Annotated in this window: 14 protein-coding genes; 8 read left to right on the top strand and 6 right to left on the bottom strand. The window is 70.7% G+C overall.

Annotated elements, in window-relative coordinates; genetic code table 11:
* Nucleotides 1–85: 85 nt before the first annotated feature.
* The 5 genes from QFZ50_RS17015 to QFZ50_RS16995 all read right to left on the bottom strand — a co-directional run bounded on the left by QFZ50_RS17015 (nt 86) and on the right by QFZ50_RS16995 (nt 9,635).
* The gene (locus QFZ50_RS17015) at nt 86–5,101 is read right to left on the bottom strand and encodes a rhamnogalacturonan lyase family protein (protein ID WP_307086166.1); all 5,016 of its coding nucleotides are present in this window, start codon (nt 5,099–5,101) and stop codon (nt 86–88) included.
* A 176-nt stretch (nt 5,102–5,277) separates the two neighbouring features.
* A complete protein-coding gene (locus tag QFZ50_RS17010; RefSeq protein ID WP_307086163.1) occupies nt 5,278–6,321 on the bottom strand; it encodes a LacI family DNA-binding transcriptional regulator in 1,044 nt (347 codons plus the stop codon).
* Nucleotides 6,322–6,340: 19 nt separating this feature from the next.
* The gene (locus QFZ50_RS17005; protein ID WP_307086161.1) at nt 6,341–7,231 is read right to left on the bottom strand and encodes a carbohydrate ABC transporter permease; all 891 of its coding nucleotides are present in this window, start codon (nt 7,229–7,231) and stop codon (nt 6,341–6,343) included.
* A 1-nt stretch (nt 7,232) separates the two neighbouring features.
* Nucleotides 7,233–8,258 (bottom strand): carbohydrate ABC transporter permease, encoded by a 1,026-nt coding sequence (locus QFZ50_RS17000; protein ID WP_373462290.1) that lies wholly within the window; start codon nt 8,256–8,258, stop codon nt 7,233–7,235.
* Nucleotides 8,259–8,333: 75 nt separating this feature from the next.
* A complete protein-coding gene (locus QFZ50_RS16995) occupies nt 8,334–9,635 on the bottom strand; it encodes an ABC transporter substrate-binding protein (protein ID WP_307086159.1) in 1,302 nt (433 codons plus the stop codon).
* Between the two features lie 179 nt (nt 9,636–9,814).
* On the opposite strand from QFZ50_RS16995, the gene QFZ50_RS16990 reads away from it, so the two are divergent.
* From QFZ50_RS16990 to QFZ50_RS16965, 6 genes are all read left to right on the top strand, one after another.
* A complete protein-coding gene (locus QFZ50_RS16990; RefSeq protein ID WP_307086157.1) occupies nt 9,815–11,899 on the top strand; it encodes a beta-galactosidase in 2,085 nt (694 codons plus the stop codon).
* A 49-nt stretch (nt 11,900–11,948) separates the two neighbouring features.
* On the top strand, nt 11,949–13,583 hold the full coding sequence (locus QFZ50_RS16985; RefSeq protein ID WP_307086156.1) for a glycoside hydrolase family 53 protein: 1,635 nt from the start codon (nt 11,949–11,951) through the stop codon (nt 13,581–13,583).
* A gap of 104 nt (nt 13,584–13,687) precedes the next feature.
* Complete coding sequence (locus tag QFZ50_RS16980) at nt 13,688–14,608, top strand: AEC family transporter (protein WP_307086154.1); 921 nt, start codon at nt 13,688–13,690, stop codon at nt 14,606–14,608.
* A gap of 235 nt (nt 14,609–14,843) precedes the next feature.
* Entirely contained in the window at nt 14,844–16,076 is a 1,233-nt protein-coding gene (locus QFZ50_RS16975) for an MFS transporter (protein ID WP_307086152.1), read from the top strand.
* A gap of 324 nt (nt 16,077–16,400) precedes the next feature.
* Nucleotides 16,401–18,026, top strand: coding sequence for a BCCT family transporter (locus QFZ50_RS16970; RefSeq protein ID WP_307086150.1), 1,626 nt, complete (start codon nt 16,401–16,403; stop codon nt 18,024–18,026).
* Nucleotides 18,027–18,090: 64 nt separating this feature from the next.
* Entirely contained in the window at nt 18,091–19,149 is a 1,059-nt protein-coding gene (locus QFZ50_RS16965; RefSeq protein ID WP_307086148.1) for an alcohol dehydrogenase catalytic domain-containing protein, read from the top strand.
* On the opposite strand, the gene QFZ50_RS16960 is transcribed toward QFZ50_RS16965, so the two are convergent.
* Nucleotides 19,139–20,173, bottom strand: coding sequence for an NAD(P)-dependent alcohol dehydrogenase (locus tag QFZ50_RS16960; protein ID WP_307086146.1), 1,035 nt, complete (start codon nt 20,171–20,173; stop codon nt 19,139–19,141). The genes QFZ50_RS16965 and QFZ50_RS16960 overlap by 11 nt on opposite strands.
* Before the next feature lie 89 nt (nt 20,174–20,262).
* Between QFZ50_RS16960 and QFZ50_RS16955 the strand changes: the two genes are divergently transcribed.
* On the top strand, nt 20,263–20,838 hold the full coding sequence (locus QFZ50_RS16955; protein WP_307086144.1) for a TetR family transcriptional regulator: 576 nt from the start codon (nt 20,263–20,265) through the stop codon (nt 20,836–20,838).
* 44 nt (nt 20,839–20,882) lie between these two features.
* Nucleotides 20,883–21,071, top strand: coding sequence for a hypothetical protein (locus tag QFZ50_RS16950; protein WP_307086141.1), 189 nt, complete (start codon nt 20,883–20,885; stop codon nt 21,069–21,071).

Raw genomic sequence — 21,071 nt, 5'->3', positions numbered from 1 at the left:
AGCCTAGCAAGCCCCCTGACCATCCCGTCCAGGACAGGGCGATGGCCCGGACGTCGGGCGTCCGGGCCATCGCGTCGTCCAGGGATCAGGGACCGGTGACCCGCAGGGCCTCCCAGCCGTGGAGCTCGCCGTCGTCCGTGAAGACGACGATCCTGTTGTTCCCCGGTCGGGTGCCGGCCGGCGTGGTCACTGTGACCTCGCCGTCGTCGGACGCCTGCCGCCAGCCGAGGCCGGTGCTGTCGAGGTAGACGTAGTACCACTCGCCCGCCTCGAGGTTCTCCAGCGTGACCTCGCGGGCTCCGCGGCCGAACTTCTCGCCGGCGAGCCCGAGGTCCACGCGCGTCGAGGCCTTCAGGTCCTTCGCTGCCGCCGGGCCCGGCACGAAGGCCGGCTCCGGGTTGACGAGCTCGCCCGGCCCGCCGTCCGCCCCGGTGTAGGCGATGCTCGGCGCCGCCGGCGCCTGCATGCCTTCACCCAGGAAGTACGAGGTGTGCGGGGGCTGGTTGTAGGCCGTGTTCTGCCAGGCGACCCCGAGCCGGTACACGGGATCCGACTGCAGCGTGCGGAGCCGGTGGTCCGTGACGTCGACGGTCGTGGCGATGCGCAGGGCGGACGAATCGTCCGTGCGCGTCACGATCTCCTCGCGCCAGTCACCGAACAGGTCCGCCTGCAGGGCGGGGTTCGCCTTGGTGGTGTTGTTGCTCAGCGTGCCGTCGGCCCGGTAGATCTCCTCGGCCGCCTGCGCCGCGGGGTTCCACTTCGAGATGGTGGGCACCCCGGCGGCCGCCGCGGTGTCGTACTCGTTGTCCGTGATCTCGCGCAGCAGGTCGCCGTCCCACCAGGTGACGAAGTTCGCCGCGGGGATCTTCTCCGAGAGCAGCTCCCCGGAGGACGAGCGGAGCTGACCGACGGGCGAGTTGTAGGCCGCGTCACCGCCGATCGCCCAGCCCTCCGCGCCGGGGTGGTTCGGGTCGATGTCCGCCATCGCCGCGCGCCCGGTGTCGCGCGTCGCCGGGATGGACCAGAGGATCTCCCCCGTCGCCGCGTCGCGGTAGGTGGCGCCACGGTTGCCGGAGGATCCCATGTCCTCGTGTGCCGCGAAGACCTCGAGCCCGGGGTTGGCCGGATCGAAGTCGGAGACGTGGAGCGCGTCGCCATGGCCGAGGCCCGTGGTGTAGAGCGCCTCGCCGTCGTCGTCGATGGTCATGGAGCCGAAGACGATCTCGTCCTTCTGGTCGCCGTCGACGTCCGCCACGGAGAACTCGTGGTTGCCCTGGCTCCGGTACTGGCTGCCCGACTCGTCGGAGTCGAAGGTCCAGCGCGAGGTGAGATTGGTACCGTCGAAGTCGAAGGCCGCGATCACCGCGCGGGTGTAGTACCCGCGGCTGAAGACGACGCTCGGCTTCTCGCCGTCGAGGTACGCCACACCGGCGAGGAAGCGGTCCACGCGGTTCCCGTAAGTGTCGCCCCAGGCTCCGACGTCGCCGCGGGCCGGGACGTAGTCGATCGTGTCGATCGCCGCGCCCGTCATGCCGTCGAACACCGTGAGGTACTCGGGGCCGCTCAGCACGTAGCCGGAGGAGTTCCGGTAGTCGGCGGCGGCGTCACCGATGACGGTGCCCGCGCCGTCCACGGTACCGTCGGCGGTCTTCATCGTGACCTCGGCCTTGCCGTTGCCGTCGAGGTCGAAGACCTGGAACTGGGTGTAGTGCGCACCGGCCCGGATGTTCTTCCCGAGGTCGATCCGCCACAGGCGGGTGCCGTCGAGCTCGTAGGCATCCACGTAGACGGTACCGGTGTACCCGGCCTGTGAGTTGTCGCGGCTGTTGGTCGGATCCCATTTGAGGATCACCTCGTACTCGCCGTCGCCGTCGACGTCCCCCACGGAGGCGTCGCTCGCCTTGTACGAGTACGGCTGGCCGTCCTTGGTGACGGCATCGGCAGGCTTCTGGATCGGCACGTCGAGGTACTGCTGGTCCCAGACGCCGAAGTCCTCGGTCACCCACCGCTCCACGCCGTCCACCACCGAGCTGACCCGGTACACGGAGTCCGCGGCGCCGTCGGCGTCCAGCAGGTTGGTGCTCGTGGCGACGGGCTCGTCGGTGATGCGCTCGCCGTCGCGGTAGACGTGGAAGGCGATGCCGTCGTCGTCCAGCCCGAGCATGCGCCAGCCGACGTAGGTGCCGCCCTCACCCTGCACGGCGACGGGCGCGCGGTCCAGCCGCTCGGCCTGCCGCTGCAGCGTGGTGGCTGCCGGCGAGGTGAGGGTGGAGGAGCGGTCGGAGGCGCCGCCCGCATTCACCGCCGCCACCGCGTAGGTGTATTCGATGGTCGTGAGGACGTCCGTGTCCGTGAAGGAGGCGCCGTCGGCCCGGCCGGCGAGCTCGAACTCCCCGAGGGAACCGTCCGCCGTCGGTTCGGCCCGGTAGACCTGGTAGAACAGGGCGCCGTCGGACGGTGTCCAGCTGATCGTCACGTCGTTCTTGTTGACGGCTCCGAGGGTGAGTCCGGTGGGCACCGGTGCTGTGGCCACGTCGGGGTCCACGGTGGTGAGCACCAGTGCGTCGGAGGCCACCGACTCGGTGCCGCCGGCCGCGAGCGCGACCACTGTGTACGTGTACTCGAGTCCGACGTCGGCCGTCCGGTCCGTGAATTCGGGGACGGTGGTGTCGCCGACGGCCACGCGGTCGGCGGATCCCGTGGCGGTGCGGTACACGCGGTACCCGGCGGCGCCGTCGGCGCCCGTCCAGCCGAGGGAGACGGCCACGCCGGCGCCGTCGATGGTGAGGGCCGTCAGGGCGAGGTCCGACGGCGCCAGCTGCAGCGGCGTGATCTCGATCCCGTTGAGGCGCGAGGAGGTCCCCGTCATCACGAGGTTCAGCTGGCCGTCCGTGACGAGCACGGGTTCGCTGGTCTTCTGCGCGACCGCGGCGCGCCCTGCGTTGGCGGACCCGAAGTCCTTGCCCTCGAGCTGCACGTTGGACCGGCTGGTGCCGATCCAGTCGCCGCTGTAGGTGCGGACGGCGTAGGAACCGTTGGGCAGGTCCAAGGCGAAGTCGTGGCTCGGCGTGGGGAGCAGGAAGTCCCGTTCGAGGGCCGTGGGCGGCGGGGTGAAGGCGATGCCGCGGTCCCTGCCGGTCAGTCCGGTGGTGTTCAGGAAGCCCCAGCCGCGCTCCGCGGAGTAGGCGCTGGTCTGGTTCACCTCGGTGTAGCCCGGTTGTACGGGGGATCCGGCCAGCTGGACGTCGAACCGGTACAGCGGGGATTTGGCGGTGATCCGCACGGCCGCGGACGGCGTGGATTCCCCGCGCCCGTTCACTGCGACGACCCGGACGTCGTACTCCTTGCCCTCCGTCAGGCCGCCGACCGCGGTCTGCGGCAGGGTCGACGTGGCCACGAGCGCGTAGCCGGCGTCGGGTGCTCCGGCATCCTTCCGGAAGACCCGGTAGATGTCGGCACCCTCGACGGCGCCCCAGGTCAGCTGTGCGCTCGCATTCGAGACGCTCGCGACCACGACGCCGGCCGGGGCCGCGGGGACGGCGGCCGGCGGTTCCGCCTCCTCGACCTCGCCGGCGAGCGGGATGTCGAGATCGGCGATGCCGCCGGCGACGAGCCTGGCCATCTGGATGGCGCCGTACTCCTGGAAGTGGGTGTCGTCCACGGTGCCCGTGGGCCTGCTCGGGTAGACGCCTGCGGGGACGTGGAGGTAGACGGACTTCGCCGTCTCCGCACCGATCTCGTCGAGGTAGCCCCGGCTGGAGGCGGCCAGGTCCACGAGCGGCGTGCCGGTGTCCGCAGCCAGCTTCTGCGCCGCCTCGACATAGGCGGGGAAGGAGACCACGGCCTTGCCGTCGGGTCCGAACGCCCGGCGGGACACGGGGGTGACCAGCACGGGGGTGGCGCCGCGCTGCCGGGCTCCGTCCACATAGGTGCGCAGGTACTCGTAGTAGTCCGCGGGAGCGGCGAAGCGGTCGTCGACGCCGTAGCTGTTGTCGTTGTGTCCGAACTGGACGAAGAGGTAGTCGCCGGGCTTGATCCCGCGGAGCACCTCGTCGAGCCGCCCCTGGCTGATGAAGTTCTTCGAGCTGCGCCCGCCGATCGCCCTGTTGTCCACGGCGACGTCGTCGTCGAGGAAGCGCTCGATCATCTGGCCCCACCCCGCCTGGGGGGCGACGTCGGAGCGGTACGTCTGGACCGTCGAGTCCCCCGTGAGCCACACCGTCGGTGTCGGTGCCTGCGCCCGCTCGGCCTGCCGCGTGAGTGTCAGGGCGTTCAGGTTGGCGGCGGTCCCCGCGAAGTCGAGGTTGAGCTGTCCGTCCACCACGGCGATGTCGAAGGACATCTCGAGGTACTGTCCGGCCGTCCGGGTGGTGGGCTGCACCTTGGTCATCTGCTCGGCCACGATCGCGATGTCCGTGGGGCCGGCGGCATCGCCGGCGACGAGGGCCACGGTGTAGTCGCCGTTGGGCAGGTCCACCACCAGTTCGGTGTCACCCACGGTCACGAAGTCGGAGCGGGTGGCGTCGGCGGTTCCGCGGTCCGTCGCGGTGACCTTCGACGGATCGACGAAGCCGGTCCGCGAGCGGGGCCCGTAGGCGGAGGATGCGCCCAGCGCCGTGGCCCCGGGCGCGACGGCCCCGGACCCGAGGTCGAAGGTGAGCAGGCCGCTGTCGGGCAGGGCGGGCGGATTGTTGAAGAAGCTGGACGCCGTCGCGGCCGAGGGCGCGGTGATGCCGTCGGCAGCGCGCGCCTGGACGCGGTAGAAGTGCGGCGCCGAGGTGTCCACGGAGCTGTCCGTCACGAAGACGTCGCCGCTCGTCTCGGCGACTCCGACGTACTCGCCGTCGACGGCGTCGGCACGCGACACGACGTAGCCGGTGGCTCCGGCGACCTCGTTCCAGCGGAGCATCACCGAGCCGTCGCCGACGTGCGCCAGGCGCAGGTTCGTCGGGGCGGGCAGCGACGACGGCGCTTCCGTGGCCGCCGGGGGTGGTGGATCGAGGGCCAGCGCGGGCGTCCCTGCGAGCGAGAGCCCGAGGATCGTCACGCCGGCGAGCAGCGGAGAGTGGAAAAGGGCGCGGTTGAGACCGGAGTGGGGCATGAAGGGGTACCTTCTCGTTTCGTCATTGAAAACGGTGTCGGGAGTCGTTCCCGCCCTGCTCCGACGCCGGGTACGGCGGCGTCGGACAGTGAGACAACGGGGACTTGCCGTCAGCCTAACGGCGACCGGGACGAGGATCAAGGAATTTGGGAAAACGCTTCCCAAACGCGTCCGGATCAGGCGGGGACCGGCACCCCGCCCGTGGATCCGCGCTCCACCAGGTGCGTCGGCAGGATGATCGCCGCGGGATCCTCGCCCCGGATGACACCGAGCAGGATCCGGACCATCTCGTGGCTGATGCGTCCGAACGGCTGGCGCATCGTGGTCAGGGCAGGCTCGGTGTCCGTCGCGACCGGGGAATCGTCGAAGCCGGCCACGGCCACGTCCTCGGGAACCCGCCGGCCGGCGGCCCGCAGCGCGTCGAGCGCACCGGCGGCCATGAGGTCGTTCGCCGCGAAGACGGCGTCCAGGTCCGGCGACTGCTCGAGGAGCCGGAGCATGGCCAGGCGGCCGCTCTCCCGGCTGTAGTCGCCGGGGGCGGTCAGCCGCTCGTCGAAGTCGGGGCCCATCTCCTCGCGGTAGCCGCGCAGCCTCCCGACGCCACCGGAGGTGTCCATGGGTCCGGTGATCGTCGCGATCCGCGCGCGGCCGAGCCGACGGAGATAGGCGACCATGTCGCGGGCTCCGGCGACGTCGTCGGCCGCCACGTAGCCGATCTTGCCCTCGAAACCGAGCGGGATGCCGCACGCGATCATCGGCACGCCCGATCGGTGGATCTCGCCGACGATGGACTGGCCGCGCGCGTGCGAGGAGACCAGCAGGACGCCGTCGACGTGCCCGGCCGTGATGAAGTCGCGGGCCCGCCTCTGTTCGTCCTTGGTGCCGGCCATGATGAGGACGAGGGAGACGTCGTGCTCCCCGAGCGCCTCGGACGCACCCCGCATGAGGATGGAGAAGTTCGGGTCCTCGAAGAGGCGCTCCTGGGTCTCGCTCAGCAGGAACGCCACGGTGTTGGCCTTGCTCGTCGCGAGGCTGCGCGCGTGCGGATTGATGCGGTAACCGGTCCTCTTGATGGCCAGCTCGACCGCTGCGAGGGCATCCGGGCTGACCCAGTGGCCGCCGTTCAGCACCCGCGACACGGTGCCCCGGGACACGCCTGCCGCCTTGGCGACGTCGTCGATGGTGGGCCGCTTGGAGCCCCGGGCGCTGGTCACGGACATAGCGTATCCCGCAGCCCGCTCACGCCTTGACGGCGCCGGCAGCGAGGTCGACGCGCCAGAAACGCTGCAGCAGGAGGAACATCAGGATCAGCGGCAGGATGGACAGCAGGGCCCCGGTCACCACGAGGGTGTACAGCGCGGGCGCCGACGCCCCCTGGTTCAGCAGTCCGTTGAGGCCCACGGTGATGGGGAACAGGGAGTCGTCGCCGAGCATGATGTACGGCAGCATGAAGTTGTTCCAGATGGCCACGAACTGGAACAGGAAGATGGTGACAAGGCCCGGGAGCATCATCGGCATCGCGATGCGCGCGAAGATCCCCAGCTCGCTGGAGCCGTCCGTCCGGGCGGCCTCGACGACGTCGGTGGGGACGGCCGCCGCCGCGTAGATGCGCGCCAGGTAGATGCCGTAGGGGCTGATGATCTGCGGCAGGAACACGGCCCAGTAGGTGTTGGTGAGGCCGAGCTGCGCCATCAGGAAGTACTGCGGGATGGCCAGGATGACGCCGGGTACCAGCACGCCCATCAGGAGGATGTTGAACACCGCACCCTTGCCGGGGAAGGCGAACTTCGCCAGCACGTAGCCGGACAGCGCCGAGACGACGGTCGAGGCGATGGCCCCCGCCCCCGCGTAGAGCGCCGTGTTGGCCATCCAGCGCCAGAACAGGCCGTCGCGGTACCCACTCAGTTCGGCGATGTTGGCGAAGAGGTGCGAACTGGGCGCGAAGGTGAACGTGGAGAAGAGCTCGGAGCCGTCCTTGGTGGAGGCCATGAGGACCCACAGCACCGGGAGCAGGCAGTAGAGCGCTCCAAGGAGCAGCAGGGCGGTGGCCACGGGGCTCGGCTTCTCGTGGCCGTGGACGCTGTCGCGGCGGGACCGCAGCGAGGGGGTGAGCGTGGAGGGGGTAGCCATGTCAGTCTTCCTGTCCGAAGGCGCGCTTCTGGACCACGCGGAGGAATACGAAGGAGATCAGGAGGGTCGCCGCGGCGATGATGATGGAGCTCGCCGCCGCCGAGTAGATGTCGTCGCGGGTGAACGCGTCGCGGTAGACCTTCATGAGCGGTGTCCAGCTCGTCGAGAGGGTGTTGGTCAGCGGTCGCAGGGTGGTGGGCTCGGCGAAGACCTGGAGCGTCGCCACGATGGAGAACAGGGCCGTCATGATGAGCGACGGCATCACGATGGGGATCTTGATCCGGAGCGCGATCTGCATCTCGGTGGCGCCGTCGAGCCGCGCCGCCTCGTAGATGTCGTTCGGGACGGCCTTCAGCGAGGTGTAGATGACGATCATGTTGAAGCCCACGCCGCCCCAGAGGGCGATGTTGGCGATCCCGAACATGATGAGCCCGGAGGAGAGGATCTGCGGCACGTCGAGGCCGAGCCGCTCCGTGACGTAGTAGAACGGGCTGACCGAGGGCAGGTACAGGAAGCCCCAGAGCAGGGAGCTGATGACGGCCGGCACCGCGTAGGGCAGGAAGATCGAGACCCGGGAGAACGTGGTGGCCCTGGACCGCCTCGAGTCGAGCAGGAGCGCGAACAGCAGTGCGAGTCCGAGCATGCACGGGATCAGGATGAGCCCGTACAGCAGCACCCTGCCCACACTGGCGGCGAACTCGGGGTCGGCCAGGGCCGCGGTGTAGTTGCCCAGGCCCGCGAACACCTGCTTCCGCGCCCCCGAGCCGAGCCCGAGCCCGGACACCTCGACGCGCTGGAAGCTCAGGTAGAGCGTGTAGAAGATGGGGGCCGCCATGAACACGGCGAACAGGAGGATGCCGGGAGCGAGCATCAGGTACGGCGTCAGGACGCGCGACCGGAAGCGGTGCGACCGGCGCCGCGCGGGGCTGCCGCCGGTCCGGCCCGACGTCGGTGGGTCACCTGCGGGCCCGGGCGCCCTGTCGGCGCGGGCGGCGGTGCTCCCGGATACTGCTGGCTGAACGCTCACGGTGTTCCCCTTCGAACGTCGGTGCCGCCGCCCGCCCCAGGGGACGGGGCGGCGGCACCGCTGGTACTGGTGCGGCTACTTGACGTTGAAGCCGTTGTCCTTGAGATCAGTGACGGTGATCTCCTGCATGGCCTTCAGGGCGTCGACGAAGGCTGTCTCCGTCTTCGCGTCGGCGGCCTTGGCGAACTCGTCGTTGTAGGCGCTGAAGGCGACGTTGACGTTCGGTCCGTAGGTGAACGGGCTGACCGTCTGTGCCACGCCCGCGGCGACGTCGTAGAAGTCGGGCTGGTTGCTGAAGAACTCGGGAGCGGCGGCGAGCGACGCCTCGGCCTCGTCGGTGGCGGCGGGGTAGATGCCCGTCTCGTCGACGAGGGCCTGGACGGCCTCGGGGTCCGTGTTCAGCCAGGTCGCGAACTCGGTCGCTGCCTCGACGTGCTCGCTCTGCGACGTGACGGCCGTGGAGGATCCGCCCCAGTTGCCGGTGGCCTCCTCGCCGTCCCACTGCGGCATGGGGGCGGCCTTCCAGAGGCCGGCGGTCTCGGCGGCGTTGCCGGACAGGACGCCCGGCGCCCACACGGCACTCAGCCATCCGACCTGGCTGCCGTCGTTGAGGCCGGCGTTCCATTCGGGCGTGTACATGGGCTTGTTGTCGATCGCGCCTTCCTCGACGAGTCCGCCCCAGAAGGAGGCGACCTTCTCGCTGGCCTCGCTGTCGATGTCGACCCCCCAGGAGTCGCCGTCGATGCTCCACCAGGATGTCCCCGCCTGCTGCGCCATGCCGGCGAACCAGCCGGCGTCGTTCGCGGAGAACGTGCCGAGGTAGCGCTTGGGGTCGGAGGCGTGCACGGCGCGGGCGACGTCGGCGTACTCCTCCCAGGTGGTGGGCACCTCGAGGCCGAGTTCCTCGAAGACGTCCTCGCGGTAGTAGAACATCATGGGCCCGGAGTCCTGCGGCACGGCGTAGAGCGCGTCACCGCCGAGGGTCACCGAGGACCAGACGCCCTCGGGGAACTTCTCCTCGAGCTCCGCGCCGCCCTCGGAGATGTTGGCCAGGGCATCGGACGCGACGAGCGTGGGGATCTTCTGGTACTCGGCCTGGATCAGGTCGGGTGCGCCGCTGCCGGCGTTGATGGCGGTGAGGAGCTTGGTGATCGCGGGGTCTCCGCCGTCCTGCTTGCTGACGGTGACCTTGATGTCGGGGTTCTCCTCGTTCCACATCTCCACCACCTTCTCGATGTTGGGTGCCCAGGCCCAGAAGCTGAGCTCCACGGGGCCTTCCGCAGCGGGTGCGTCCGCGGCAGGGCTTGAGCATCCCGCGGTGAGCAGGGCGGTGGCAGCGACGGTAGCCATGGCACCGACGCGAAGAATTGAACGCATTTCGTCCTCCTTGTCGAAAGCAATCCAGTACGCCTCTCGAACACGTGCGGCGCCAGACTGTGAGCGGTTCCAGTAGGGCACAGGCTTATTCGTGCTGTCAAGACGGCGGCTTGGGACTAACGCCCCCTGGTATGTCCGTGCTACAACTGGGAGCGCACACAGTCGAAAGGGATTTTTCCATGTCGCTTGACCACCACGCGGTCCTCACCCAGGACGCCGTCCCGGGCGCCGCAGTTCCGGACACCGCCACCGCTCCCGCCGGCCGGTCCTGGCCCGCAGGAACCCAGCAGCTCCGGTACGGCGGGGACTACAACCCCGAGCAGTGGCCCCGGCACGTGTGGCTCGAGGACATCGCGCTCATGCAGCAGGCCGGGATCAACCTGGTCAGCATCGGCATCTTCTCGTGGGCCCTGCTCGAGCCCCGCGACGGCGAGTTCGACTTCACCTTCCTCGACGACATCATGGACCTCCTCGCCTCCGCCGGCATCGACGTGGACCTCGGCACCCCGACCGCCGCGCCCCCGGCCTGGTTCTGGAAGAAGTACCCGCAGGCCCGCCCCGTGACCCGCGAGGGCGTGACCCTCGGCCACGGCTCGCGCGGCATGGCATCCCCCAGCTCCCCCGAGTACCGTCGCCACGCCGCACGCATCACCGCGGAGCTGGCACGCCGCTACGCCCCGCACCCGGCGCTGCGCATGTGGCACGTGCACAACGAGTACGGCGCCCCTATCAGCGAGTGCTACTCGGAGCAGTCCGCGCAGGCCTTCCGCGCCTGGCTCGGCAGGCGCTACGGCTCACTCGACGCCGTCAACGACGCCTGGGGTACCACCTTCTGGGGCCAGCGCTACGGTGCGTGGGACGAGATCGACGCCCCCCGCCTGAGCGCGTCGGTGGTCAACCCGGCCCACCGCCTCGACTTCAAGCGGTTCACCTCCGACTCGCTGCTCGAGTGCTACGTCCTCGAGCGCGACACCATCCGGCAGTACACGCCGGACCTGCCGGTCACCACCAACTTCATGGCCACCAGCTGCCCCTCCCTGGACTACTGGTCCTGGGCGCGCGAGGTCGACGTCGTCGCCAACGACCACTACCTGACAGCTGAACGGGAGGACAACCACGTGCTCCTGGCGCTCGACGCCGATTTCACGCGGTCCCTCGCCGGCGGCAGGCCGTGGATGCTCATGGAGCACTCGACATCGGCGGTCAACTGGCAGCCGAGGAACATCGCCAAGCGGCCCGGCGAGATGCTGCGCAACAGCCTCAGCCATGTGGCGCGCGGCGCGGACGCCGTCATGTTCTTCCAGTTCCGCGCCTCCCGCTTCGGCGCGGAGAAGTTCCATTCCGCGATGGTCCCGCACCAGGGCGCCGAGTCCCGCATCTTCCGGGAGGTGACCGGACTCGGACACGTCCTCGGGCGCGCCGCCGGGGTCCGCGGTTCCACGGTGGGCGCGCGTGTCGCGATCCTCTGGGACACCGAGTCCTTCTGGGCGCAGGACCTCGAGTGGCGGCCCTCCGAGGACCTCGACCACCGCGAGCGCATCGAGGCCTACTACACGGCGCTGTGGAACCGGGGCGTGACCGTCGACTTCGCCCACCCGGAGCAGGACCTCGGCGCGTACGACCTCGTGCTCGCGCCCGCCCTCTATGCCGTCTCCCCCGCCGCGCGGCTGAACCTCGAGTCCTACGTGGCCGAGGGCGGCAACCTCGTGGTGTCCTTCTTCTCCGGTGTGGTGGACGACCACGACGCCGTCCCCGCCGGCGGCTATCCCGGACAGCTGCGGGACGTGCTCGGCCTGACGGTCGCCGAATGGCTGCCGCTGCGCCGGCACGAGTCCGTGACCCTCGACGGCGGTTCCACCGCTGACGTCTGGGCCGAGGACCTCGAGCTCGACGGCGCCCGGACGCATACCGCCTACGCCTCCGGCCCGGCTGCCGGCAAGCCCGCGGTCACCGTGAACGCTTTCGGCAAGGGCACGGCCTGGTACATCTCCACCCGGCCCGCGGCGTCGGCCCTCGATGCGCTGCTGGGCGAGGCCCTGTCCGTTGCCGGGATCCCGGACGGCCCGTCCCCGGCCGGCGTCGAGACCGTCAGCCGCACCTCGGACCGGGCGACGTTCACCTTCGTGCTCAACCACACCGACGCCGACGCGCCACTGCCCGTCGGCGGCACCGACCTCGTGAGCGGCAGGACCGTCACGGCGGGCGAGCTCCTCGCGGCGGGTGGTTCCGCCGTCGTGGAGCAGCAGGAACAGCAGGAGCAGTAACCGCACCACCGGCAAGCCCCGCCCCGGGGAACCACGTCAAGGAGGACGCATGAGAACGCAACGCACAGCCGGACCCCGTTCCATCCACGGGCGGACGACGGCGGCCCTCGCCGCGTCGCTGCTCGCCACGCTCGCGCTGCCCGCGGGCATGGCGACGGCCGCCCCGGCCCCGGGGAACGTCGGCATCACCAACCCGGGTTTCGAGGCCGGCCTGACCGGCTGGAAGACCACGGGCAGGCCGGCCTCCACCACCGTCGAGCGCGACGCCGAGGGTGCGCACCTCGCGCAGCGGCTGGTCGGGGACGCCACGGTCACCGCCCGCCAGAAGACCGGCCCGCTGGCCGAGGGCTGGTGGACCGTCTCCGCCCGGGTGAAGTCCGAGGGGACGCTGAAGGCGTCCCGCATCGGGCTGCGCAACTGCGGGACCGACGGCGAGACCGTCATCCCGTCCACCGCGCAGGACGGCGCCTGGCTCACCATCGCGGCCGACGCCTACGTCACCAGGGGATCCTGTGAGGTGGTCATCGAGACGCGCGGCACCGCCGGCGACTGGGTGGTCGTCGACGACGTGACGCTGACGCCCGGGTCCGTCTCGCGCACCGTCCGCGGGGCCGACCTGTCCAACCTGGCCAAGAACGAGGACAACGGCGCTCTCTACTACGACGCCGCCGGCCGGCCCGTGGACGCGGTGCAGGCATTCGCCGGCGCGGGCGCCACGATGGTCCGCCTCAAGGTCTGGGTGGATCCCGCGGACGGCTACAACACCACGGACGAGGTGGTGGCGACGGCGAAGCGCGCGAAGGCCGCCGGCCTCGAGGTGCTCGTGGACTTCCACTACAGCGACCGCTGGACCGATCCGGGGGCACAGGGCATGCCGGCCGCCTGGGTGGGACTCGCACCCGATGCCGTGGCCGACGCCGTGTACCGGCACACGCACGACGTCCTGACCGCGCTCAAGGACGCGGGGGCGACCGCGGACGCCGTGCAGGTGGGCAACGAGATCAACCCCGGCATGATGTGGCCCCTCGGCCAGACCTGGGACGTCCTGCCCGGCGACGGCGTGGAGGGCGCGCAGTGGGACAACCTCGCGCTGTTCCTCTCCGCCGGTTCCCGTGCCGTCAAGGACGTCAGCGCCGACACCGACGTGATCCTGCACCTGACGAACATCAACAACGGCATCGGCGGCCTCACCTGGTGGTTCGACGAGGTCACGGCGCGTGGCGTGCAGTTCGACACCATCGGGCTCTCCTACTACGGCTACTGGCACGGCTCGCTGGCCGACCTGCAGAACGCCGTCACCACGCTGTCCGGGCGGTACGGCCGGGATGTGCTCGTGGTGGAGAACTCCTACCCCTTCACGCTGGCCGACGACCCCGAGCACCCGTGGGCGAACGTCATCGACCTCGAGTCCGAACTGGTATCGGGCTACCCGGCGACCCCGGAGGGGCAGGCCGCGAACTTCCGCGCGGTGCAGGACGTCGTCGCCTCCGCGCCCGGCGGCCGCGGCATCGGCGTGGTGAGCTGGGAGCCCGCCTGGACCGCGGTCGACGGCAACGGCTGGGACCCTGCCGACCCCGCGAGCGGCAATGCGTGGGAGAACCAGGCGATGTTCGACTTCCAGGGCCGCGCCCTGCCGGCACTGGCCGAATTCGCCCCCGACCCCGTACCCCGCCGCACGCCGTAACCTGCGGCCCGCAATCCCCTGATGCGTCCACCGCCCGGCGGTGGACGCATTAGGTTCTTAAGGGGGCGCCGCCCGGGAGGGCCTGCGGCGCGGAAGGAGGACGCATGCTGGGAGTGCTGGGCGGGTTCGTCGTCGTCGGCGCCGTGATCCTCGTCGGCTACATCGCCGGGCGGCTCGTCATCGGCGGACCGCAGGCCGGTCTCGCACTGAACCAGGTGGCGTTCTTCGTCACCAACCCGGCCCTGCTGTTCACGGTCCTGGCCGACGCGGACCTCGGGTCCGTGTTCTCGGAATACGTGCCGATCGCGATCATCTCCTCCCTCGCCATCGCCGCCCTCTACGTAGCACTGAGCAGGTTCCTGTTCCGCAGGCCCGCCGCCGAGACGGCGATCGGCGCCATGGCGAGCTCCTACGTGAACGCCAACAACATCGGCATCCCCATCACCGTCTACGCCCTGGGCGACGCGACGCTGATCGCCCCCGTACTGCTCGTCCAGCTGCTGCTGCTGGCCCCGCTCTACCTGACGGTCCTCGACCTCACCTCCAGCCGGAAGCCCTCCGTGCGGGCCCTGCTGACCCAGCCGTTCCGCAACCCGATGATCATCGCCTCGCTGCTGGGTGTCGCCGTGGCCGCCACCGGTTTCCGCCCACCGCCGCCGGTCTGGGACTCGCTGGCGCTGATCGGCGGGGCCGCCGTGCCCATGGTCCTCCTCTCGTTCGGCATGTCCCTGCCCGGGAGCCGCCCGCTCCGCGCCGGGCCGGACCGCCTGCAGGTCCTCACGGCCACGACACTCAAGAGCACCCTCATGCCGGTGGCGGCCTACCTGACCGCGCATCATCTCTTCGGGCTCGAGGGTGAGCGGCTCCTGGGCGCCGTCGTCGTCTCCGCCCTGCCCACGGCGCAGAACGTCTTCATGTTCGCCGGCCGCTACGGCCGGGGGATCCCGCTGGCACGCGACACCGTCCTGCTGTCCTCGGTGCTCGCCATCCCGGCGCTGGTCGTCGTCGCGGCCCTCCTCGCCTGACCTGCGCCCGTGGCCGCGGCCAGGGCCCGCACGCACGGTGTGCAGGACGGTGTGCAGGACGGCGTGCAGGACGGTGTGCAGGAGAGCGAATCGGACCGGCAGGAATGCGCCACGGGATCCCCGCGTTACCACCGGTGGAGTCACGTCCCGAACGTACTCGACTCCGCCACGCCTTCCGGTTCTCAACGGCGCAACCGGGGCGATGACCGCCGGCACTCCCCATGATTGGTACCCCTTGTCTGTCTCCTCCCCGCCGAACGCCACTGCGAAAGCCTCCGCGCCGTTCCCCTACCTGGGGCTGCTGTCCCTCGCGGGGGCGATCTTCGTCTCCGTGACCAGCGAGTTCCTGCCCACCGGCCTCCTGCCGGCCATGGCCCGTGACCTCGACGTCGGCATCTCCACGGCCGGCTACCTCGTGACCATCTTCGCCGGGACCGTCGTCGTGGCGACCACACCGCTGGCCGCCGTCACGCAGCGGTTCTCCCGCAAGTCGCTGATCGTCGTCGTGCTCCTCGTGATCGCCCTCGCGAACGTCCTCGCGGCCGTCGCCCCGACCTACGGGGTGCTCGTCGCGGCACGCATCCTCGGCGGACTCGCGCACGGCCTCTTCTGGGCCGTGGTCGCCGCCTACTCCGCGCACCTCGTCCCGGCCCATCAACTCGGCAAGGCGGTGGCCATCACCGCCGGCGGCGGGACGGCGGCCTTCGTGCTCGGCGTCCCGGTCGGCACGGCCATCGGCAACGCACTGGGCTGGCGCGCCGCCTTCACGATCATCGGCGTGGTCGTGGCCGTCCTCGCCCTCGTGATCGTGAAGTTCCTGCCACCCGTGAACCACCACGTGGAGCGGAAGGCCGGTGAGGTGCACGTCCCGCTGCGCCGGGACCCGAGCTTCCGCGGCGTCCTGCTCCTGTGCACCGTCATCCTGATCCTGCTGACGGGCCAGAACACGTTCTACACGTACATCGCCCCCTGGCTCACGGACGTCTCGTCCTTCGAGCCGGGGTCCGTGGCCCTGGTCCTGTTCCTGTACGGCGGGGCGGGCATCATCGGGCTCGTCGGGGCCGGCTACGCCGCCGACCGCTTCCCCCGGAAGGCCTTCGCCGGCGTCGTGCTGGTGGTCATGGCCGCCGTCCTCACCCTCGCCCTCGCCACCACCAACACGGTGGTGGTGCTGATCGCGGTGATCGTCTGGGGGGCGGCCTTCGGCGGCATCCCGGCCATGCTGCAGACCAGGATGCTGCGCACCGCGTCCTACCGCACGCGCGACCTCTCGGCCGCACTGCAGACGACGGCGTTCAACGTGGGCATCGGCGGGGGCGCGCTCCTCGGCGGGCTCCTGCTCGAGGGGATCGGCCTCGACGTCCTGCCCTTCGTGATGATCCTCCTCGTCGCCGTCGGCCTCGGCCTGAGCCTGACCACCGACACCGCGAGGGATCGCCGGGAGCGCCGGCGGCTCCGCCCGGCCTGACGGCGCAGCCCGATCACACGACAGCGCCTCTGCGATGCGGTCTTGGTCACAGTCGGTGCGTGGCGCGGGGTGCCCGGGCCGACGCCGGGACGGGCACCCTCCGACGCCCCCGGACGGCGGGTCCCCCAGCCCCGGCCGTCCGGGCCGATCACCCCCGGGATCGCTGCAATGGCGGGGAAGCAGGACGGCCGGACGGGCCCTGCCGCCGGCCGCACCCGACGGCCCGAGCTGGTCCCCGAACCACCGCCGGAGGGCTCCGGCAAGCGGGTTCTGGCCCGGAACCGGCCCGGACCCGGTCCTCACCGCCCGCGTACCGTAAGCCGTATGTCTAATTCCACCGAGCCCATTCACGGATCACCGCCCAGCGAGGACACGCCCTTCGAGGCTCCTCCCCGAGAGGCGCCCGCGAAGGCTGCGCTGGACAGGCCCGTCCTCTTCGTCTCGCTCTCGATCGTCATCCTCCTGATGCTCGTGGCCGTCATCTTCCCCACGGGGTTCTCGGAGATCACCACCTCCGTGCTGAACGGGCTCGTGGCCAACTTCGGCTGGGCCTTCGTGCTCACGGCCACGGGCTTCGTGGTCTTCGCACTCTTCCTCGCCTTCAGCAAGTACGGGCGGATCCCCCTCGGCAAGGACGGGGAGAAGCCGGAGTACTCGAGGGCATCCTGGATCGCGATGATGTTCAGCGCCGGCATGGGCATCGGCCTCATGTTCTACGGCGTCACCGAACCCATCTCCCACTACCTGACTCCTCCGGTCGACGGCATCGAACCGGGCACCCCGGAAGCGGCGCGCCAGGCCATGAACTACACGCTGTTCCACTGGGCCATCCACCCGTGGGCCATCTACGCGGTGGTCGGCCTGGCCCTCGCCTACTCGGCCTTCCGCAAGGGCCGGGGCAGCGGATTCAGCGGCGCCTTCACGGCCCTCTTCCGCGGCCGCTCCACCCCCAAGGCCCTGCGCGCCATCGACGTCTTCGCGATCTTCGCGACCCTCTTCGGGTCGGCCACCTCGCTCGGCCTCGGCGTGCTGCAGATCAACGGCGGGCTCACGGAGGTCTTCGGCATGGGCAGCAGCCTGCCCCTGCAGATCACGCTGATCGCGATCCTCACCGTCTGCTTCATCGTCTCCGCCGTCAGCGGCGTGAGCCGCGGCATCAAGTGGCTCTCCAACGGCAACATGATCCTGGCGCTCGCCCTCCTGTTCTTCCTGTTCGTCGTGGGCCCCACGGTCTTCATCCTCGAACTCATCCCCGCCTCGGGCGGGAACTACCTCATCGGCCTGCCCCAGATGGCCTCGCGCACCGGCGCCTTCGGTGGGCACGAGTGGCTCGCCGCGTGGACCATCTTCTACTGGGCCTGGTGGGTCTCGTGGACGCCCTTCGTGGGCTCGTTCCTCGCCAAGATCTCGCGCGGCCGCACCATCCGCGAGTTCATCATCGGCGTCGTCGCCGTCCCCAGCGTCATCAGCGTGATCTGGTTCGGTGTCTGGGGCGGCTCCGCCCTCAACCTGCAGGACAACGGGGTGGACATCGCGGCGGCGAACGCCGAGAGCCAGGAGTCCGCGATGTTCGCGCTCCTCGCCCAGTACCCGCTGGCCTCCGTGACCTCCATCCTCGTGGTCGTCCTCGTCGCCGTCTTCTTCATCTCGGGAGCCGACGCGTCCTCGATCGTGCTCGGCTCGCTGTCCTCCTTCGGTGCGGCGGTCCCCCGCAAGTGGCTGACGATCCTCTGGGGTGCGCTCACCGGCGGTGTGGCCGCCATCCTCCTCTCCGTGGGGAGCCTGGAGGCCCTGCAGACGCTCACCATCATCGCCGCGGCGCCGTTCCTGCTCGTGATGATCGGGCTGTGCGTGGCACTCATGATGGATCTCGCGAAGGATCCCCTCATCACCGGTGCGCGGCGCACGGGTTCGCGCGCCGCCCGGAGGGTCCCGCCGCCGCAGGGCTGAGGGACCGGGCCCGCGGGCCCGGTGCGATGCACCGGGCGGGGAACGCGCGGGGCAGAATGGTGCGATGCGCGCTGTCTGCTTCGACGAGTTCTCCGCCCGCCCCGTCCTCCGGGACGTCCCCGCGCCCGTGCCCTCGCCGGGTGGCGTCGTCGTCCGCGTCGAGGCCACCGGCCTCTGCCGCAGCGACGTGCACGGCTGGCTGGGGCATGACGACGGCATCACCCTGCCGCATGTGCCCGGCCACGAACTGGTCGGCACCATCGAGGCCGCGGGCGCGGATGTGCACCGCTTCTCCGTGGGGGACCGCGTGACCACGCCATTCGTGTGCGCGTGCGGCCGCTGCCCGGAGTGCCTGTCCGGCAACGGCCAGGTGTGCCGCAACCAGACGCAGCCCGGATTCACGCACTGGGGCTCCTTCGCCGAGTTCGTGGCGCTCCACGACGCGGACACGAACCTCGTCGCCGTCCCCGGGTCCCTCGACGCAGGAGCCGCCGCGCTCCTCGGGTGCCGCTTCGCGACGTCGTACCGCGGCCTCGTCCACCAGGCCCGCCTCGGGGACGGCGAGGCCCTCGTGGTGGTCGGGTGCGGCGGGGTCGGGCTGAGCGCCGTCATGATCGGCGCGGCGCTCGGCGCCCGCGTGGTGGCCGTGGACATCGACGGCGCCGCCCTGGAACGCGCCGCCCGCTTCGGCGCCGTCCGCACCATCGACTCGTCCGGCCTGTCCCGCGCCTCCGTGCTCGCAGCCCTGGCCGAGGCAGCCCCCGCCGGCTTCGACGTCTCGGTGGACGCCCTCGGGCGGGAGGAGACCGCCGCCGTCGGCATCCTCTCGCTCCGGCCCCGCGGCCGGCACGTGCAGATCGGTCTCTTCCCCGCCGATCCCGTGATCCCCATGGGTGCCGTGATCGGCCGGGAGCTGTCCGTCCTCGGCAGCCACGGCATGCCCGCGCGGGACTATCCCGGGCTGCTCGATCTCGTGGCGGCGGACCGGCTGCGCCCGCAGGATCTCATCGAACGCCGGATCGCGCTCGACGAGGTCCCGGACGCCCTCGTCGCGATGGCCGGCGACCGCTCCGCGGGCGGCGTGACCGTCGTCGACCTCGGGTGGACCCCGCCTACGCGGTGAGGTCGAGGACGAAGCGGTAGCGCACGTCGTTGCGGCGTAACCGTTCCAGCGCCTCATCGACCTCGCCCACGGGCAGCACCTCGACGTCGGCCGTGATGCCGTGCTCACCGCAGAAGTCCAGCAGCTCCTGGGTGGCCCTGGTGCCGCCACTGCCCGCCGACGCGAGGCTCTTGCGCCCGATCAGCAGGGCCATGGGGTCGAAGTCGAGGCGCTCGGTGATGCCCAGGGCGCACAGGGTGCCGTCCATGGCCAGCGCCCGCAGGTAGGGCGTCAGGTCGTGCGGGGCGGGCGCCGTGTCCAGGATCAGGTCGTGGCTGTCGAACTGTGCCGCCATGGCGGCGTCGTCGGTGGTCAGCACGACGTCGTCCGCACCCAGCAGGCGGGCGGCGTCGGCCTTGGCGGGTGACGTGGTGAAGACCGTGACGCGTGCACCGAGTGCCTTGGCGAGCTTGACCGCGAGGTGCCCGAGCCCGCCGAGCCCGACGACGCCCACGGTGCTGCCCGGTCCCACCTGCCAGCGCCGCAGCGGTTCCCAGACGGTCACCCCCGCGCACATCAGGGGCGCGACGCCGGCGGGATCGAGCTGCGGCGGGACGGAGTAGGCGAAGTCCTCCCGGACCACGTACTCCTCGGAGTAGCCGCCCTGCGTGGGCAGCCCGTCGTGCCGGTCCACCCCGCCGTAGGTGAGGGTGGGGAATGCGTGGCAGTAGTTCTCCTGGTGGGCCAGGCAGGCCGCGCACTTGCCGCAGGAATCGACGATGTTGCCGACCGCGACCCGCCGGCCGACGGTGAAGCGCGTGACGTCGGAGCCGATCTCCGTGACCGTCCCGGTGAATTCGTGGCCGGGGACCAGCCGGCCACGACCCCGGGCTGCCGACGCGATCGCGTCGAGGTCGCTGTGGCAGACGCCGCAGTAGTCGATGGCCACGAGGATGTCGTCCGGGCGGAGCTCCCGCCGCTCGAAGGTCCACGGCGTCAGGCCGTCGCTTCCCGGGGCCGATGCGAATCCGTTGATGTGCCTCATGGGTCCTCCTAGAACCAACTGTTTGGTTTGTTGCACCCTACCCGGCGACGGAGCAGAAAGAAACCAAACGGTTGGAATAGGGTGGAGGAATGGGTAACAGCGAGGCGACCAGGCAGCGGATCCTCGGAGCGGCCACCGCGGAGTTCGCCGAGCGGGGGATCGCAGGTGCGCGCATCGACCGCATCGCCACCGCGGCCCGCGCCAACAAGGCGCAGCTGTACGCCTACTTCGGCAACAAGGAGCAGCTGTTCAGCGCCGTGCTCCGGGACCAGCTGCGGGCCATCGTCGACGCCGTGCCGATCGACGGCGAGGACCTCCCCGGGTACGCGGTGCGCCTGTACGACGACTACCTCGCACATCCCCTCGTGGTGAAGCTCGCCGCCTGGACGCGGCTGGAGCGCGCGCCGTCCGGCGGGCTGGGACCGGAGATCGGCATCCTGGACCGCCCGAAGTTCGAGGCCATCGCCGCGGCGCAGGAGCGCGGACTCGTCGATCCGGGGATCCCCCCGGCCCACCTGTTCTCCCTGGTGATCGCGCTGTCGATGACGTGGTCGCCCGTGAGCACCACCGTCGCCGCCTCGCCCGACGACGACGAGGCGCAGCACGAGGAGCGCCGGCAGCTGATCCGGCTGGCCGTGCGCCGCCTCATCACGCCCGACAGGTAGCACCCGGGGTTCCGGTGGGAGGTCGCACGTGGTGATACTGGGTCATGAATGCTCCCTCCCCCGCCGTGGACGCGCTCCTCGAACAGTCCGACCACCCGCTCCGGGACGCCCTCCTGTGCCTCAGGTCCTCGCTGCCGGCCCTGCCCCTCGCCCTCGGAGAGCACGTCACGTGGAACGCGCCGAGCCATGTGCATGACGGCGACGAGCTCGTGCTCGCCTGGCTCCGGGCGTAG

The organism is Arthrobacter agilis (assembly GCF_030816075.1).
Lineage (GTDB): Bacteria > Actinomycetota > Actinomycetes > Actinomycetales > Micrococcaceae > Arthrobacter_D > Arthrobacter_D agilis_E.
The sequence above is the reverse complement of the archived record's forward strand: the minus strand, read 5'-3'. Positions and strand labels throughout refer to the sequence as shown.

Bases quoted from the DNA above. Each gene is read 5' to 3' on its own strand.
- QFZ50_RS17005 (WP_307086161.1), bottom strand. From the start codon at position 7,231: ATGGCTACCCCCTCCACGCTCACCCCCTCGCTGCGGTCCCGCCGCGAC.
- QFZ50_RS16990 (WP_307086157.1), top strand. From the start codon at position 9,815: ATGTCGCTTGACCACCACGCGGTCCTCACCCAGGACGCCGTCCCGGGC.
- QFZ50_RS16970 (WP_307086150.1), top strand. From the start codon at position 16,401: ATGTCTAATTCCACCGAGCCCATTCACGGATCACCGCCCAGCGAGGAC.
- QFZ50_RS16995 (WP_307086159.1), bottom strand. From the start codon at position 9,635: ATGCGTTCAATTCTTCGCGTCGGTGCCATGGCTACCGTCGCTGCCACC.
- QFZ50_RS16950 (WP_307086141.1), top strand. From the start codon at position 20,883: ATGAATGCTCCCTCCCCCGCCGTGGACGCGCTCCTCGAACAGTCCGAC.
- QFZ50_RS17015 (WP_307086166.1), bottom strand. From the start codon at position 5,101: ATGCCCCACTCCGGTCTCAACCGCGCCCTTTTCCACTCTCCGCTGCTC.
- QFZ50_RS17010 (WP_307086163.1), bottom strand. From the start codon at position 6,321: ATGTCCGTGACCAGCGCCCGGGGCTCCAAGCGGCCCACCATCGACGAC.
- QFZ50_RS16980 (WP_307086154.1), top strand. From the start codon at position 13,688: ATGCTGGGAGTGCTGGGCGGGTTCGTCGTCGTCGGCGCCGTGATCCTC.
- QFZ50_RS16955 (WP_307086144.1), top strand. From the start codon at position 20,263: ATGGGTAACAGCGAGGCGACCAGGCAGCGGATCCTCGGAGCGGCCACC.
- QFZ50_RS16960 (WP_307086146.1), bottom strand. From the start codon at position 20,173: ATGAGGCACATCAACGGATTCGCATCGGCCCCGGGAAGCGACGGCCTG.
- QFZ50_RS16985 (WP_307086156.1), top strand. From the start codon at position 11,949: ATGAGAACGCAACGCACAGCCGGACCCCGTTCCATCCACGGGCGGACG.
- QFZ50_RS16965 (WP_307086148.1), top strand. From the start codon at position 18,091: ATGCGCGCTGTCTGCTTCGACGAGTTCTCCGCCCGCCCCGTCCTCCGG.